The organism is Lactobacillus sp. A27 (genome assembly GCF_016742815.1).
In the GTDB taxonomy this organism is placed as follows: domain Bacteria; phylum Bacillota; class Bacilli; order Lactobacillales; family Lactobacillaceae; genus Lactobacillus; species Lactobacillus gallinarum.
Genome location: NZ_JAEHNT010000010.1, coordinates 17,614 through 34,842, shown reverse-complemented (window position 1 = coordinate 34,842; position 17,229 = coordinate 17,614). Strand labels below are relative to the sequence as shown.

Annotated in this window: 17 protein-coding genes; 11 read left to right on the top strand and 6 right to left on the bottom strand. The window is 37.7% G+C overall.

Going from position 1 to position 17,229, the window contains the following annotated elements:
- Nucleotides 1-120: 120 nt before the first annotated feature.
- The gene (locus tag JEM49_RS01785; RefSeq protein ID WP_025006004.1) at nucleotides 121-576 is read left to right on the top strand and encodes a MarR family winged helix-turn-helix transcriptional regulator; all 456 of its coding nucleotides are present in this window, start codon (nucleotides 121-123) and stop codon (nucleotides 574-576) included.
- Nucleotides 576-1,094: a GNAT family N-acetyltransferase gene (locus JEM49_RS01780; protein ID WP_098044242.1), complete on the top strand. Its 519-nt coding sequence runs from the start codon at nucleotides 576-578 to the stop codon at nucleotides 1,092-1,094. Before JEM49_RS01785 ends, JEM49_RS01780 begins: the two co-directional genes overlap by 1 nt.
- Nucleotides 1,095-1,121: 27 nt before the next feature.
- Here JEM49_RS01780 and JEM49_RS01775 read toward each other — a convergent pair whose 3' ends face one another.
- The 4 genes from JEM49_RS01775 to JEM49_RS01760 form a co-directional block, all read right to left on the bottom strand.
- Nucleotides 1,122-1,748, bottom strand: a complete 627-nt coding sequence (locus JEM49_RS01775; RefSeq protein WP_025006002.1) for a PepSY domain-containing protein — start codon at nucleotides 1,746-1,748, stop codon at nucleotides 1,122-1,124.
- Between the two features lie 150 nt (nucleotides 1,749-1,898).
- A complete protein-coding gene (locus JEM49_RS01770; RefSeq protein WP_201873378.1) occupies nucleotides 1,899-2,402 on the bottom strand; it encodes a nucleoside 2-deoxyribosyltransferase in 504 nt (167 codons plus the stop codon).
- Between the two features lie 50 nt (nucleotides 2,403-2,452).
- Nucleotides 2,453-3,454 carry an adenosine deaminase gene (gene add, locus JEM49_RS01765; protein WP_201873376.1) on the bottom strand — a complete coding sequence of 334 codons (1,002 nt, stop codon included), beginning with the start codon at nucleotides 3,452-3,454 and terminating at the stop codon, nucleotides 2,453-2,455.
- A gap of 88 nt (nucleotides 3,455-3,542) precedes the next feature.
- Entirely contained in the window at nucleotides 3,543-4,457 is a 915-nt protein-coding gene (locus JEM49_RS01760; RefSeq protein WP_003627833.1) for a prolyl aminopeptidase, read from the bottom strand.
- A gap of 117 nt (nucleotides 4,458-4,574) precedes the next feature.
- On the opposite strand from JEM49_RS01760, the gene JEM49_RS01755 reads away from it, so the two are divergent.
- Nucleotides 4,575-6,179: an ATP-binding cassette domain-containing protein gene (locus JEM49_RS01755; protein WP_201873374.1), complete on the top strand. Its 1,605-nt coding sequence runs from the start codon at nucleotides 4,575-4,577 to the stop codon at nucleotides 6,177-6,179.
- A gap of 158 nt (nucleotides 6,180-6,337) precedes the next feature.
- Nucleotides 6,338-7,081 (top strand): PAS domain-containing protein, encoded by a 744-nt coding sequence (locus JEM49_RS01750; protein WP_025005999.1) that lies wholly within the window; start codon nucleotides 6,338-6,340, stop codon nucleotides 7,079-7,081.
- 38 nt (nucleotides 7,082-7,119) lie between these two features.
- On the opposite strand, the gene JEM49_RS01745 is transcribed toward JEM49_RS01750, so the two are convergent.
- Nucleotides 7,120-7,440: a hypothetical protein gene (locus JEM49_RS01745; protein WP_087176375.1), complete on the bottom strand. Its 321-nt coding sequence runs from the start codon at nucleotides 7,438-7,440 to the stop codon at nucleotides 7,120-7,122.
- A gap of 126 nt (nucleotides 7,441-7,566) precedes the next feature.
- Entirely contained in the window at nucleotides 7,567-9,552 is a 1,986-nt protein-coding gene (locus JEM49_RS01740) for an LPXTG cell wall anchor domain-containing protein (protein ID WP_201873372.1), read from the bottom strand.
- Nucleotides 9,553-9,891: 339 nt separating this feature from the next.
- Between JEM49_RS01740 and pnuC the strand changes: the two genes are divergently transcribed.
- The 7 genes from pnuC (at nucleotide 9,892) to JEM49_RS01705 (ending at nucleotide 17,227) form a co-directional block, all read left to right on the top strand.
- The gene (gene pnuC, locus JEM49_RS01735) at nucleotides 9,892-10,632 is read left to right on the top strand and encodes a nicotinamide riboside transporter PnuC (RefSeq protein ID WP_201873371.1); all 741 of its coding nucleotides are present in this window, start codon (nucleotides 9,892-9,894) and stop codon (nucleotides 10,630-10,632) included.
- Nucleotides 10,633-10,844: 212 nt separating this feature from the next.
- Nucleotides 10,845-11,645 carry a Sir2 family NAD-dependent protein deacetylase gene (locus JEM49_RS01730; protein ID WP_201873369.1) on the top strand — a complete coding sequence of 267 codons (801 nt, stop codon included), beginning with the start codon at nucleotides 10,845-10,847 and terminating at the stop codon, nucleotides 11,643-11,645.
- A gap of 8 nt (nucleotides 11,646-11,653) precedes the next feature.
- The gene (locus JEM49_RS01725; protein ID WP_201873367.1) at nucleotides 11,654-12,607 is read left to right on the top strand and encodes an exonuclease domain-containing protein; all 954 of its coding nucleotides are present in this window, start codon (nucleotides 11,654-11,656) and stop codon (nucleotides 12,605-12,607) included.
- Nucleotides 12,608-12,699: 92 nt separating this feature from the next.
- Nucleotides 12,700-13,557, top strand: a complete 858-nt coding sequence (locus JEM49_RS01720; protein WP_056945475.1) for a DNA/RNA non-specific endonuclease — start codon at nucleotides 12,700-12,702, stop codon at nucleotides 13,555-13,557.
- Nucleotides 13,558-13,594: 37 nt separating this feature from the next.
- On the top strand, nucleotides 13,595-15,022 hold the full coding sequence (locus JEM49_RS01715; protein WP_201873365.1) for a C69 family dipeptidase: 1,428 nt from the start codon (nucleotides 13,595-13,597) through the stop codon (nucleotides 15,020-15,022).
- 253 nt (nucleotides 15,023-15,275) lie between these two features.
- Nucleotides 15,276-16,361, top strand: a complete 1,086-nt coding sequence (locus JEM49_RS01710) for an ABC transporter ATP-binding protein (protein WP_087235744.1) — start codon at nucleotides 15,276-15,278, stop codon at nucleotides 16,359-16,361.
- Nucleotides 16,361-17,227, top strand: a complete 867-nt coding sequence (locus JEM49_RS01705) for a carbohydrate ABC transporter permease (RefSeq protein WP_025006297.1) — start codon at nucleotides 16,361-16,363, stop codon at nucleotides 17,225-17,227. Before JEM49_RS01710 ends, JEM49_RS01705 begins: the two co-directional genes overlap by 1 nt.
- The last annotated feature ends 2 nt before the right edge of the window (nucleotides 17,228-17,229 follow it).

Here is a 17,229-nt window from a genome sequence, read left to right as displayed (position 1 = left end):
AAGTGACATAGCGTTACTGTTTGCTTAAAAATTTCTTATGTCTTTTGTTGTTATTTTGTAATGTTTATTTTATTGTTGCATTTGCAACAATAATTAATATAATATTCTTAAGGTGAAAAAATGGAAGAAGATATTTTAAGACGAATCGGAACGATTGCCCGTGCTCTGGATTCAATTGCTAATGTTGAGTTTAAGGAGATTGAACTCAATCGTGGTCAGTATTTGTATTTGACTAGAATTAAGGAAAATCCGGGGATTATTGCTAATCATTTAGCTGAGTTGTTGAGTGTTGATCGTACGACCACTGCTAGAGCTATTCAAAAGCTTGAAAAAAACAGTCTGATTGAAAAGAAGAATGATCAGAAAAATAGAAAGATCAAGCATTTGTTTGTCACGGATAAAGGCGAGAAGTTAGCGCAGAAAATTGAGCAGGAGAATGCCTATTCAAATGAGTTGGCTTTAACAGGATTAGATTCAGTACAGAGAGCGGAATTAACTGCCTTACTGCAGATAGTAGAGAAGAATGTCAGTGCCAATTGGTATTTTGTTAAAAACGGTGGAAAGAGGGAATATTAATGGATTACACAATTAAGTCTATAACAACTAATGATGTGGAGAAGTTGCAAGAAGTATCACGTGAGACTTTCAAGGATACTTTTGATGACTATACTGCTCCAGATGATATGAAGCGCTTTTTGAAAGAAGATTATGAAACCAGCAAGTTGATTAAGGAAATAGAAAATCCGAATAGTCGCTTCTTTTTCTTGATGGTGGGCGATGAAGTAGCAGGCTACTTGAAGATTAATGTAGGGGATGCGCAAACTGAGCATTTAAAAGAAAATGCTTTAGAAGTGGAACGCATTTACTTATTGCCAAGTTTTCAACATAAAGGATTAGGTAATGTGTTGCTAGATTATGCAGAAGATACGGCAAGAAAAGAGGGCTATGACTATATGTGGCTTGGCGTTTACGAAAAGAATATTAATGCCCAACATTTCTACAAGCATCATGGTTTTGAAAAGGTAAGCGAGCATACTTTTCAAGTTGGCAGCGATCCACAAACTGACTGGTTATTACTTAAAAAATTGCAATAGAAAAGAGGTCCAATTTGGACCTCTTTTTTAGTCATTATCATCGCCATGATCGCGATCAGTTCTCACAACGTCTTTGCTAGTGGCATTAATCTTAACTTCAGTTGACTTAGTGCCATCGCTTACTTCAACATCCCAGTAAGCCTTGCCATCGTCTTCATCGAGTTCAAGATTCCATTCTTTACTTACGCCGTCAGCATGTTTTTCCGCAATCTTAGTTGCTTCATCACGGCTGATTACGCTATCAAGATCAAGCGCTTTTTGGTGACGATCGTCTAAGTCAAGCTTTTCAGAATGTGAATGTAACAACTTGCCAGTATCGGCGTTAATTGTTGCAGTATATTCATTAGTCTTGTCAAAACCGTCGATTTCATAAACGTAGGTACCGTTTTCTTGCTTCAAATCAATACTCTTAATTTTCTTGTTAGGGTATTTTTCATTGAATTTGTTTAAAGCTTCGCTTTGACTGAGATCAATTTTAGTTCTCTTAAGCTTGGTTTCGTTTTGCTTAACTGCCTTCTTAGTATTCTTCTTTGACTTTTCAACCTTAGAAGATTGGGTTGATTCACTGTGATCATTGTTGCTACATGCAACAGTACCAACAGCTAAAGCGCCAATTAAGGCAGCACCAGCGGTGAGTTTAGTTAATTTATTCATACACATTTCTCCTGACACATTTACATCAATATCATTTTCTATATCATGATATTAATTATACACGCTTACGAGAAATAAGTATAGATAAAAATGACATATTGTCACTAACTTATGTATTTCTTAATGAAATTAAGGGATTGCTTATTGATATTAGATAATGCCGTAGCCGCGAACTGGATTAGAAGGACATTCGTCGAAGTTATATTCAGCAAGTTTTTCAAATTCAGTATTGCCATCGATGATCGTGGTTACGCCTTGAGCGATCATCAGATTCATTTTCTTCTCTTTTTCAGGATGCTCAGTAAATGGCACCAAGATTACCGGCTTGTGCATGGCACGCATGAAGCCAATCTCAAAGGCAGAACCATCATCTAATTGATCCATATCATATAAAAATACGCCGCAAGTGGCATTTGAAATACCAGTTAAATCATTTTGGTAAGTCGCATCCCGCCAAACCATGCTTCTGATACCGCCGATTTCAGGATTCTTTTCGTCCGGATCGGTGAAACCATCATCAAAGGGGAAGAAGACATGCGCGATGCTTGGATTCTTTGCTAACAACTCTTTTGCCTTAGCTGCTCTTTCTCTTTGAGCATCGCTGTAAAATGGTGAACCTAAATAAATTTTTCCTGTTGGAACTACTGCTTTCATAATTTTCCCCCATCATAGTTAATTTAAAAATTAGTTTGATTTTAGCACATTTAGATTAAAGAAAATAATCGCTTTTTCTCCGCATTTGAGCAAAAGGCGGCAGTAACCGCGTTTAAATAGAGTTGTTTTTCGTCGGCTCGAGTTAACCCCGTCTTTTCTTCTAACAGTTCGTATTCATGGGGCAAGTCGATGTTAGAAACGGTCATGTCATCAGAATTGAGCGTGACGTTAACGCCCTGATTGAGCAACTTTTTAACAGGGTAGTGGTCAATTTGATCAAATACTTTAGTATTCAAATTTGAGGTAGCGCAACATTCTAACGTGATCTTGTTTTGGATGAGCTCTGCTACTAGCTGCGTATCTTCAATGCAGCGGATGCCGTGGCCGATGCACCTGGCTCCTAAATCTAACGCTTGGTAAATCGACTCTGGGCCCATCGCTTCGCCTGCATGAATGGTGAAAGGAATGCTGTTTTGACTAGCAAGATTAAACAAAGAAGTATAATTGTTGATGGCAAAGGCGGGCGTTTCGGCTCCAGCTAGATCTAAGCCACTGACGCCGCGGTCCAGAAAATGCTTAGCTATAGTGATCGTTTCTAGGTTCTGGTCATAATTATGAGGTAGTCGCATCAGGCACAGCAGCAGATTAGCATGTAGCTCAGGCTGACTAGAGGAATGCATTTTTTGCCAATTAAAAAACTGGTTTAAGCCGCTAATCGCTGCGCGCACTACTTCCTCTTGAGTCAGACCTTGCTCAGTATGAAGCTGGGGCGCAAAACGAATCTCGACGTAAACCAGTCCCTGTTTCTTTATTTTTTTTAGCAAACTAAATACAATCAGTTGCAGATCAGCTGCCGTTTGCATTAAATGAACGGGAAAAGCAAATTTCTCCAGAAATTCATTTAAATCACGGCAGTCAGGACCCACCGATAGTTTTTGCCGCAGAATTTGATCATCAATAGTAGGCAGACCATGGATGGTCATTAACTCTTTGATAGTGGTAAATGGTACGGAACCATCTAGGTGAAGGTGTAAATCAATCAGTTTCCTCATATTGTCATCCCCTTAAATATGTTAAATTGTTCTAATTCTAGCATATTAGGGAGAAAAAAGAAGCCCAAATTGGACTTCTTTTCAATCTTTATTCACCTTTAAAAGTGCCGTTTTCAACTTCACGAATGAAGTCAGCTAAGTGCTTGTAGTATACGTCTGGGTTATCAACCATGTGGTGGTGACCACCATCTGGAGTAGTAACCAAGCGTGAGTTAGGAATTTCCTTTTGCATAATCTTAGCAGTAGAAATTGGCATAGTTTCATTTTCACCAAAGGTAAGCAAAGTAGGAACCTTGATGTTCTTCAATTGATCTCTGAAGTGCCAGTCCTTCAACTTACCAGTGATGACAAATTCGTTATCACCTTGGAATGCGTGGTAAACAGCACTACCGCCGATATCTTTCAAGTGGTAAAGCTTAGAAGGTTGCTTACGGTCAACGAAGTTAATGTTCAAGATTTGGACATCATCTTGGTAACGTTGGTTGTCGTAGTCATTGTTCTTTTCGCATTCATGCATAAAGTCGATTTCAGTCTGTGGAAGAACTTCTTGTCTTCTTCTATTAACTGAAGCAACGTATTCATCGATTTCGTCAACCATGGATGAAATGATGGCACCCTTTAAATGTTGACCATATTTAACTGCGTATTCTTGAACAAGAAGTCCACCCCAGCTTTGACCAATTAAATAAAAGTTATCGAGGCCAAGCTTTTCACGGACTTCGTCAACTTCGTCTAAGAAGTATTCGTAAGTCAAATATTTTTTAGCAATTTCAGGATCAGAGTAATCAGGTTGATCTGAATAAAGAGAACCCAATTGATCGTACATGGTAACTTGAACGTTAAGACCTTGCTTCTTCAATTGTTCAGCAGTGTCTTCCCAGTATTCGTGGTTGCCGCCAGGACCGCCGTGAAGAGCTAATAAATGAATATCACCTTCACCTTGAGTGTTGGTCCATAAGTGATAACCGTTGTCTAAAGTAATAATTTTAGTACCAGTTTTCATAGAATTTCCTTTCAGTCTTTATTAAAAATAGAATGTATTACATTAATTATCGTATCAGATTGAGAAAAAGACAAGTATGCGGGTATAATGGTTCAAGTATATAAAAAAGGAGAGTTTATGAGTCTTAAATATGCTAAAAAAAGCCAAATAATTAGCTTTACCATTTTGGCGGCAATTAAAGCCTGCAACATCGTCTTTGTAGCTTACATGATCCAAATCATGTTGAATGTGGCTTCATCTGGTTCACATGATTACATGCATTTGATTAGACTAGCTTTATTGACTGCTCTAGGTCAAATGTGCTTCATGGCCAGCAACTTTGTTTATGAAACAGTTAAAATGGGAATCATTCGTGATGTCAACATGACTTTGAAGAGAGCTAACCTGCGCTATCTGGTTGATCAGGGGGATCCAGATATTAAGAGTGGCTTGTCACTGATGACCAACGATTTGAAGCAAATTGAAACTAATCGTGTTACTGCTCAATTAGATATGATTTTTCAAGGACTATCATTTTTTGGTGCGATTAGTTTTGCATTTTATAGTTCTTGGCAAATGACTTTAGTATTTTTAGTAGCGACAATTGCACCAGCGTTAGTGCAAATGATTACCAGTCCAATTATTACTAAAAAATCCAAGATCTGGGCTAAAACTAATGCCAATTATACACAGCACGTATCTGATTCATTGAATGGTGCGCAAGCTACTAAGCTTTATAACGTGCGAACAAATATTGTAACGCGTGCCGCAAACGCTGCCCAACAAATGGAAAATGCGTTAAGAAATATGACTTTGACGCAGGCATGGGCACTGGAGTTGATTTATTCAGCTGCGGAACTTTTCTGTTTTATTATTCCATGTACTGTTGGTGGAATATTGATGATGCAAGGCAACTTAAAGGTTGGTACCTTGGTTATGATGGTCGACTTGGCGATGAACTTTATAACGCCAGTCGTAACGCTGTTTAATGAATTTAATCAGGTTAAATCAACAGTGCCGATGTGGGAAAAGACGCAAACGGCTTTGCAGCACGTGATGAAAGATGATAAGCAAAAGATCAGTCATTTTGAAGGCATGGAAGTTGCGGATTTATCTTATGTTACTAATAGCGATCATAAGCGTATTTTTGACGGTGTAAGCTTGCAGATTAAGCCTGGTGAAAAGGTCTTGCTCATGGCCCCAAGTGGTTGGGGTAAAACGACCTTGTTGCGATTGCTTCTTGGATTAAAGAAGCCGCAAGGTGGTAAGATTTTGCTTAATAATAAGAACGTAACGGGTAATTGGGATGCAGCCCATAACTATTATTCTTATGTCAATCAAAAGCCGTTTATGTTTGATGATACACTTCGCTTTAACATCACATTTGGAAGACAAGTTAGTGATGAGCAATTGAAGCAAGTAATTAATGAAGCAGGACTTGATGAACTGGTGAAAGAACAAGGCTTAGACAAGCAAGTCGGTGAAAACGGTAGTGAACTTTCAGGTGGTCAAATTCAAAGAGTAGAAATTGCACGTGCGCTGCTTTCTGGCAGACCAATCTTACTGGCTGATGAAGCAACGAGTGCGCTTGATCCTAAGCTGTCACTTGATATTCACAAGACCTTGCTTAAAAATCCTAAGGTAGCTGTACTTGAGGTGGCTCACAAGATATCACCAGAAGAAAAGGCTATGTTTGATGTAATTATTCATTTGGATAAGCATACAGTTGAAACTAAGATGTAAGGGGTGTTAATCCCTTATTTTTATGTAAATATTTATATAATTTAATATATGATATTCACACAAAGAATATTCCTATAAATGATATCTTTTATTGAAATGTAACCACTTCCACTATATAATCAAAGTAACAATGATAATTCTTTTAGGGGGATGAAATTATGGCTGAGCCCAAATGGTTACACAATATGAATTCTGATGAATATTTAAGAGAAGACTTTGAAGCAAAAGGAAAGTCTAGGTATACAGTTGAAGGTATCGATAAAAATGATCCTGACTGGTTAGACAAGGCTGCTAAGAAGGTTCACGCTGCAGAAGGTGATGACTATGTTAAGCTTGATTCAGGTCTTTTGACAGTAAATCAATTGAATTGGATGCTTCGTAATACGATTGGTGAAATGACCTTTGTTGACGATAATAATCAATTCTTGTGGTACAACCGTCCAGTCGATCCAAATGCAAAGATGAAAGCTAAGCGTACTCCTGATCAAGTTGGGGATAACATGGGTGCAGTTCACCCAGATGTACGTGACGTTATTCCTAATGCTAAGAAGGTTGTTCATGCATTGCGTGAAAAGCAAGATGGTCACGATGATGTTTATATGCCCGTGCCAACCGGTAACTTAAAACAGTTGGTTTTGCACTACTATAAGCGTGTGGAAGATGATAACGGCAACTATGCTGGTATTTATGAATGGGTACAAGATTTGTATCCATTAGTTAAGTACTTCTGTGAAACTACTGGTCAAAAATTGGTAGTTGATGATGACGCAACAACTGGTGCAACTTATCGTAGAAATTCTGATCCAGATGCAGTCAGTGGTGCTTCTACTAAGGCTAAGGCGGCTAAAGAAGAAAAGGTTGAAGAAAAGCCTGACACTACTTCAGGTGCTTCACAACATTAATTTTAGAAAGAAAAGCAGCTCAATTTTGAGCTGCTTTTTTAGTAGCTAGGTTTTACTGCGATCATGATTTCGTCAGGAATATTATTTAAAGTAATGTCTTCTTCTGGATAAGCAAAGTATGGCATGATTTTATAATATTGAGGAATATGCAAATCAATTAAGATTCTTAAGGCATCCTTGGTGATAACCCGGTTATCCTTGACTGGATTAAGAGAATGAGAGTCAACTTTATTGCCTTCGGCATCGTAATAATTAATCGTAATTTTTTTGGTAGGTAGAGACGGGGAACTAAATGATAAAAATAATGAAGTAGTACGTTTAACTACTTTTTTGGGAATACTTGTTATGTTTGATTTCAATATATTCAGCCTCGCTTCTTAAATTAATTATACTAATCGTATCAACTATTTTTTGATTTGTAAATGACAAAGCGTCACTATTTAGAAATAATTAAAAAACGACTCTTAGATGAGTCATTTTCGTAATTAGTTCTTCTTTTTGATAATAAGGCCAAGTGAGAGAAGAGCCACTGCAACTGCGCTCATCACAGCACCGATAGAGATAAGTGGGTTCTGCTTTTCGCCAGTTTCTGGCAAAGCGATCTCTTCTTCAGTTGATGTTTCAACGACTGTACTGGTGCTTGTTTGAGGAGTTGCCTTTTCTTCTTTTTGTTGTTCTTGAACCTTGTTAGCTGTAGACTTAACTACATTTTCAGGAAGCGGACGAATGAAGTCTTCTTCATCTTGTTTTTCCTCTTCTTTAGGTTCTTCTTCCTCTCCGATAGGGTCTACTACATCTTCAGGAAGTGGGCGGATGAAGTCTTCTTCACTAGGAGGAAGTTCTTCATCAGTAGGAGGTGTAGTTGGCTCTTCGGGTTTAGGCTCTTCCGGAGTTGGGTCTTCCGGAGTTGGGTCTTCCGGAGTTGGCTCTTCGGGTTTAGGCTCTTCCGGAGTTGGGTCTTCCGGCTTAGGCTCTTCAGGAATCTGAATTTCCTCCATTGGTGGAACTAAGTCCCAACGGTGACTTTCACCTTTGATAGTAACCTTGTCTCCGATGATGTTACCATCCACGTTTACATTTGTAGTAATGTGTGCGTTTGAAGCTAGAATGCTGCCTAAGTGACAGTCACCATCAATGTTCAATGAGTTAAGGTTGGTACCAAAGTTCCACAATAACTTGTTAGCTTGACCATGCTTTTCACTAGAACCATTTACATTGTTTTGGTCTGAGTATTCTAAAACCAGATGTGTTTTTACAGTCAAGTCTCCGTTTTGAACATTAGTAACATTCAAAATGATGATTGGAGCATTTTCACCAGCAGGGATACCCTTGATAGTGATATTGCGCTTGTTATCACCTGAGATGTGACTAGCATCAACTGTTACGTAAATAGGTTCTTTTCTATCACCGGCATTTTTGATTGCTTCGGAAACATCGATCCAACTGTTATTGTGGTCAGTGAAGTCAGCCTTAACACCCTCAGTTTGGCTTTGGCCTGCCCAGTTGTCTGACTTTTCACCTAATTTGTCTAACTCACCTTGAATGTCTAAAGGCTTGTCAGCTTGAATAATGTGGCTGTGCTTAATGTCAACTTTTTGCCATTTAGGTTCATCCTTAGTACCAAAGTTAACTTGAATAGCGCTACCATTTTCGCATGAACGGTATTCAATGTCTGGGCCGAAGATAACTAACTTGTTGTCACCATTAATTTTATTGAGGTGGTCAATGCTACCGATGTAGTGAATATCACCATTAGTTAAGTTGCTGGTAGCACCTGAGTTAGTGCCAAAATCGCCAGCGCCAACTTTATCTGCGGCAATATTACCAGCAATGTGCACTTGACCATCTACTTCATTACCAAAGATGTGGAAGATACCGGCAATTCCCAATGGGTGTTTTGCAGCTACTTCCTCGATATATTTTTTAATATCTTCTAATTTTTTTGTTTCTTCTTCATCCTCTTTGTCTACTTTTTCAGTATCAACGTTAATTGTTGGCTTCTTAGTAGTTGTTTCAGTTTGATTTGTATTTTCTGGAGAAGAAGTTTCAGTTTTATCAGTAGTGGTTTGATCTTCGGTGACGGTTGCATCATTAGTAGTTGCATTTTCTACCGTTGATTCTTCTTTAGCTGTATTTTCAGCTTTGTTGATTTCAGTGGCAGTTTCAACTTGAGTATTTTCAGAAATAGTTTCTGTATTTTGAGTAATTTCTGAATTTACTGGAGTTGATTGATCATCATTTGAAGTTGAAACTTCAGTAGTGGATTCAGGAGTAATATCTTCTACTGAAGATTCAGTAGTATCTGTTGTACCCCCTCTGATTTCGATAGCGCTTATATCGATACCATCATTTACTGTAGCTGACACGATACCAGAAGTAGTGTTAGCGAAAATACCGAAAGTCAATAAAACCGCAACAGCGCCCTTACTTAATTTTCTAATTGCAAATTGTGATTTTGTTGATTTAAACATTTTTTTACCCTCATCTGGATAGTATGACAATATGTCACTAATTTACACTTATATTATATGATGGTGTGCCACTCCAGAATAGTACTTTTTGAGTACCTTTATATATTCTTAAGTATTCAAATTTGATTTTATATAGATAAAAATCAAAACTAATAATTTTTCTCATAAACACAACATATAGACATCTTTAAGTGCTATTAGCACAATATTTTGTAAGATTCAAGATTGTATAAAATGCTTAATTCGATTACGATATATATCGATGCTTTTATTAGGAAAAAGCGGATAAGGCACAAAATGTTGTGTTTTGTGAACCTAAATTTAAAGGAGTTTGTGTAGATGGAAAGAGAACACGAGAATTATTTCGTTTGGCTATTTAATCAATTAAAGGGATGGCCAATACAAAATTATTGTTTATGGTTTTTTGCTTTTGGTTTTCAATTAGCATTACTTATTCAAGCTAAGGTTACCAGCGTAACTTTAATTACTTTTATTGGTACTTTATTAGGTACGCTTTGTGTATTGGCAATTAATGCTACTAAGGCAATTAATGGATGGTTAGGATTAGTATCAGCAGCTTGCTTTATTTATGCAGGTTGGTCAGCTAAGAATTATCTTTCCATCTTTGAACAAATTGCTTATATTGCAACTTTGGACTTACCAGTTATTTTGTCAGTAAAGTCATGGAATAATGATACTAAGAACCATTTGAGAAAATTTGGCTCAAAAGAATGGATCATCGCTATCGTTGGTACATTGGCTGTTTACTTAGTATCAGGCTTCTTAATTGGTAAGTTCACTAATGATCCACGTCCTTGGGTTGATGCTATCAGTTTTGCTATTTCACTTACTGCCGGTATCATGTGCTTCATGCGTTACAACAACCAATACTTCTGGTGGACTGCAAGTGGTATCTTTCAACTTGTTCTTTGGGGAATCACTTACGCACAAGGTGATGCCAACTTGGCTATGGCTATCAACTCATTGATTTATGTCATTAATGATGTTTTGGCATTTACCGTTTCACCTTGGTTTAACATGGGACGTCGTCATGCTGGGCTTAAAGAAATTTCTAAATAATAAGATTTAAAAAGCAGCGCAAAAAACGCTGCTTTTTTATTATGGTAGAATTAAACAAAAAGTTGAAGAATAAGAAAATCAGGATGAAAAGCATGGCTTGAGCAAGAAGTACAAGCTGCAGGTTATAATGGAATCAATGATGTGTTCTTAGGTGAATACATCGATGGACAATTACGTTTGACCGGTTATTCTAAATAAGAAAAGAGATAAAGATGGCAGATTTTACTAAGGTAAAAGAATGGATTAAAGATGCGGATGCAGTGATCGTTACTGCAGGTAATGGCATGGCTAAAGAAGAAGGATTGGACATCTTAAGTGAAGAAAACTTCGATGACCAGTTTGGCAAAATTGCCGACAAATACGATGTGCATACAATTGGGGATGCCCTTGATAAGAAATTCGAATCTTGGAGTGAACAATGGAGTTTTTGGAGTGAATTGGTGAATGAATATTCTCTTCAATACGAACCTGGCGAAACGATGCAAGCTTTAAAGAAACTTTTGCAAGATAAGGAATACTTTATTGCAACTAGTACTTTTGCTCACTTTTTTGAAAATGCTGGTTTTAATGAGAATCACATTTTCAATGCCTTTGGCGATTGGACCAGAATGCAATGTTCTAGTGGTATTAACCATGGACAAAAAGATGATCGTGAAGTAGTCAAAAAATTTTTAGTGGGTGAAGGTGAAGTGCCAAAATGTGAAGATTGCAACAGTCCAATGGAGTTGCACATGCCGCTTAATGCTAACTTCTTCCCTGATACAGATGCTAATACTCGTTTTCGTTGGTTTTTAACTGGTAATGAAGACAAGAAAGTTGTAGTTTTAGAGCTTGGCGTCGATGAGACTAGTCCACAGCTTCTTGATCCAATGGTTAAATTGGTAGAACAATTTCCAAATTGGAAGTATGTAGCAGCTGATTTGGCTGATGAAGACATGCTAGATGATTTGAAGAAGAGATCAGCAGGCTTTGCAACTAGCTCGCGTGATATGTTGATGAATTTAACTAAATAGGGTGAACGATGAGTATTTACGTAAAAAACGGGGTTTTGCATGTAGATGGTGCACAAGATAAACTCCGGCAAAAGGGACAAGAAAAACCAGACTTTTTGTCTAATTACACAATGCTTGATATTGAAACAACTGGTCTTAGTCCTTTCCGTGATCGGATTACCGAACTTGGTGGGGTAAAAGTGAGAAATGGTCAAATTGTTGATCAATACACTAATTTAGTAAAATTCCCTAAAAATAATAAAGTTCCTGCTTTTATTACTAAATTAAACGGAATTACTGAAGAACAGTTAGTTAATGAGGGAATTCCTGCAGAACAGGCAATTAAGGAATTTCGTGAGTTTATCAGTGATGACATCATTATTGGTTATAATGTTAACTTTGACTTAAACTTCTTATATGATCTTAGTCAAAAGTACAACTTGCCAGTTTTAAATAATGATTATGTCGATGTGCTTCGCCTAGCAAGAGTATATTATCCGCACCAGCATAATCGTTTGATTGACTGCATGCAGCGTGCGGGAATTGCTCAAGTAGAACAGCACCACGGCTTGGCAGATTCTCTTGATACAATTAAGGTGTATAACGACTTTAATCAGCATTTTACGGAGGATTTATTAGAGCAGGCAATTGGCAAAATTAAGAATGTCGATTTAACTGGGGATGAAGTTGATTGTTACCAACTTGGGTTCCGTAATCCTGTTCAAGATAAAAATATTGTTTTATCTGGTAATTTACACATGTATCAGCACGATGCGGAAAAAATGATTAACAATATGGGTGGTCAACTTGATCAAAATGTAGAAAATACTACGAATTATTTGATTATGGGTGATCATGATTTCTTTAGAAAAGATAATGATGACTTGAATAGAGCGCGTTTATTGATTAAAGATGGGGTTAAGATTAAGCGTTTATCAGAGAGTTTCTTTTTATCAATGCTTGATGATTGGGCTCGTAGTTAAAAGCTATCTTGAAAAAAGATGGCTTTTTTCTTTTGTTCTATTGCAAACTGATGTTTGAATTAGTATTATTTCTTAATAAATGGAGGATTTTTATGGCAAGAAGAAAACGTAAAAAACAGGGGACAGTTCTGTCATCAGTTATTGTTCTGATAGCAATCGCATGGGGACTTTTTACTAAAGCTGGCGGCGATCCAAGTGGTAGTCAATTTTTGAAAGATTTTACCGGCAATCATGATGAACAGCATGTAACCAACACGATTGGGGATGCTTCTAAAGCGAATAAGGCTTATGGCGGATTGTCTGATGTTGATTATAAAAAGTTAGCTAATTTGAATTTTAAGAGCGGAGATAAAGCTTTTACTGTAGTGAATCACAACCGCTCAACTTTAGTGAAAAATTCATGGAAAGTTAATCGTGTAATTTATTCTAATCTTGATTCACTTAACCGGACCTCTCGTCCTAACACTGCATTTTTAGAAAAGCGCAATGTGGCTAATGATAGTTTGAGAGTACGGCAATTTGTAGAGCCCACTGGCTGGCACTATAATCGTAGAAATGGCACACAAATTTATAATCGCGGCCACTTAATTGCTTATTCTGTTTCAGCTGGTATTGATCAAGATGGTAATTACAATCCGCGTAATCAGTCAGGTGATCAGAATAACCCTAAGAATTTGTTTACTCAGTCTGCTTTTTCTAATCAAAAAATTCAGACAATTTTTGAAGCAAAGGTGCGTAAAGCATTACGTCAAAATAAGCGGGTAATTTACCAGGCAACCGCAATTTTTAGGGGCAATGAACTAATGGCACGAGGGGTAAATCTACAAGCTGTTTCTACTGATGGCTCATTAAATTTCAATGTTTATCTTTATAACGTGCAACCTGGCTATGAATTCAACTATAATAATGGCAGGGCTAAAGTTAATCAACAAATTCAGGTTAATGAATAGCAAAATTTGAATATAGATTAAAAAAGGAAGTACATGCATGAAAAAAGATAACTGTACCGCGATGCTTGTTGGTAAAGATGCTTCAATTGATGGCTCAACTATGATTGCTCGTGACGAAGATGGTTACGGCGGCATCAATGAAAAGCTTTTTGTTGTCAACAAAGCACGCCACTATGATGAAGACTACGTTTCAAAATACAACGGCTTTAAGATGCATCTTGAAGGTGATGGCTGCAAGTGGACTGCTGCTCCAACTGCAGACGGTTCAGAAGGTCGTTGGGATGAACAAGGTATTAACGAATATAACGTTGCCATGTCAGCTACCGAAACTGAAGCAACTAATGCACGTTGCTTAGGCCATGACCCACTCGTTGAAGATGGTATTAATGAAGATTCAATGGTTTATATCACCTTGCCATTTGTTAAGACTGCGCGTGAAGGGGTATTACGCTTAGGCCGTTTAATTGAAAAATATGGTACTGGTGAAACTAACGGAATTGCTTTTTCAGATAATAAAGAAGTTTGGTACCTTGAAACTGGTGCAGGTCACCAATGGGTAGCTGCTCGTGTGCCAGATGATTCTTACGCAATTTGTCCTAACATTATGGTGATTCAACACGTTGATTTTGATGATCCAGACAACTTTATGTATTCAGAAGGTATTCAAGAATTCGTTGAGAAGAATCATTTGAATAATAGTACTGATGGCAGTTTCTCATTTAGAGATATTTTTGGCACTAAGGATGAAGCTGATGCTTTCTACAACACCCCAAGAACCTGGTATGGTCAAAAGTTGTTTAATCCAAGCATTGAACAAGATCCAACTAGCCAAGAAATGCCATTTACTCGTGTACCTGAAAAGAAGATTGGCGTTGAAGATGTACAAAAGTTTTTATCAAGTCACTACAACGGCACCCCATATGATCCAATGGATACTTTCTCATCCGGCACTGAAAAAGAACAAAAGATGTTCCGTTCAATCGCATTAGACAGAAACCAAGAATCAAGCATCTTGCAAATCAGAAACGATGTTCCAGCTAAGATGGCTGCTATTCAATGGATCAACATGGGCTTTTACGCATACTCACCATATGTTCCTTTCTATACCAACATCGAAGATACGCCACTTAACTATAAGGTAGCTGAACACATGGTAGATCCTGATAGCAGTGCTTACTGGCTCTACAAGACTTTGCAAGTAATCGTTGAACCACGTTACCACCAATACATTTATCAAGTAAATGCCTACCGTGACGATTGCCAAAGTTATGCTATTAGCCGTGTTGACGCTATTGATGAAAAAGCTAAAGATCTTGAAGATACAGAATTGATCAAGTACTTGACTAATGCCAATGATGAGACTGCTGGTGTGATTACCAAGAAGACTAAGAAGTTAATGAGTGATTTGGTAAGACAAGCATTAAACAGCTCTAAATATCAATTCGAACGCGGAGATAATTTATAAAAAATAGGTCATGTTCAACCATGACCTTTTTTGGTGCGTACCACAATATTTAGAAAACGCGAACAAAAAATAAAATATTATAACGCGAAGGCTTGAATACGAACAAAATCCGAATACTGAGAGAAATTTATTTCATCAACACTGAGAAACCACGAATTTTTTAACTGAATCATTTGTGCTTTTTGCCCTTTTAGCTTAGAATTAATAGAGAAATTTATAAACTTAAATCAATATATAGTGGTGTGTGAAACTTATGAATGATGATAAATTTGTTGAAGTAAAGAACCTTAAAAAGGTTTACGACAATGGTCACGAAGCAATCAAGGACGTTAGCTTCTCAGTTAAGAAAGGCGACCTTGTTTGTTTGCTTGGCCCTTCAGGTTGTGGTAAGACAACCATTTTGAACATGCTTGCAGGATTACTTAATCCTACTAGTGGAGATATCCTTTTTGATGGAAAGTCTGTTGTTAACGTAGCTCCAAAAGATCGACAAATCGGTTATGTTTTCCAGAACTATGCTTTATATCCACACATGACAGTACTGCAAAACGTAATGTTTCCTTTAACTGTAGGTAAACAAAAGATGCCTAAGGATAAGGCTAAGGAAATTGCGGAAAAGTACATGAAGACTACCCAAATTATGGAATTAGCTGATCAAAAGCCAGGTAACTTATCCGGTGGCCAACAACAGCGTGTTGCTATTGCACGTGCTTTGGTACAACAACCTAAGATTTTGCTCATGGACGAACCATTGAGTAACCTTGATGCACGTCTTCGTTTGAAGATTCGTGAAGAAATCCGTAACTTGGTTAAGAAAGTGGGCATCACTACTTTATTTGTTACCCACGACCAAGAAGAAGCCCTATCCATTGGTGATAAAATCATCCTCTTCAACAATGGTGTGATCCAACAAGACGATATGGGTCAAAACTTCTACCTTGAACCAAATAACTACTTCGTTGCTAACTTCGTTGGTAACCCAGTAATCGATAACTTCAAGGTTAATGTAAAAGACGGCAAGATTACCGGCTCAGACTTTGAAATTAATGTAGATGATTTAGATAAAAGTCGCTTCAAGCGTGACTTGACTGATGGCGAATACACATTATCTGTTCGCCCTGAAAATATTTTGCCAGCCAAAACTGGTCATGTTTCAGCTAAGATAGACGACGTTGAATTGATCGGCCGTGAACGTATTTTGAAATTTACTCATGATGGCGTTCAAGCTCGTTCACTTGTTGACCTTGAAACCCAAATTAAGAGGGGAGACAACGTTAACTTAAAGATGCGCCTTGATCGCGTATTCCTCTTTACTAAGGAAGGAGAGCGTGTCTACTAATGAGGAGCAATCAAAAGAAGGCTTGGCTTTTTTTAGCGCCAACAATCATTTTTGTTACTTTCTTTAGTATTTACCCAATTTTACGGGCATTTGTAATGAGTTTCCAAAGCGGTCCATTAATCAATTTGAACTGGACTGGCTTTAGCAACTATCAATACATCTTTAGTGATCCCGAATTTTGGCGCGCAATTAGAAACACCATTCTTTATGCGCTAATTTCGGTGCCTGTAGCATTAGCTATTTCAATCATGCTCGCATGGTTTATTTTCAGTAAGGTAAAGCACAAGTCATTCTTTGAAACGACTTTCTTTATGCCTTACGTTACTTCAACCATTGCGATTGGTATCGTGTTCCGTTACATCTTTAATGGTGAATACGGGATGCTTAACTTCCTATTAAGAGCACTTCATTTGCCAGCTCCTAACTGGATTGATGATCCATCAATGTCACTGACAACCATCATTATCTTTGGTGTTTGGACATCACTTGCCTTTAACATCGTTATCTTGATGGGTGCTCTTCGTAACATTGATCCAAACTACTACACTATTGCCGATATGTACGGCGCAACCGGTACCGAAAGGTTCTGGCGTATTACTATGCCACAACTTGTACCAACGATCGCCTTCTTATTGACGATGAACATTATTGCGGCATTCAAGATTTATACTTCCGTATATGCATTGTTCAACGGACAAGCAGGTGTCGGAAACTCAGCTACAACGGCAGTGTTCTACATTTATAACAAATTTCAAATTGTAGGTACGCCAGGTGTAGCGATGGCCGCAACGGTAATTTTATTCCTCATCATTATGTTCGTAACCTTCTTACAACGTAAGATGATGAAAAAGATTGGGGGACGGTAAAA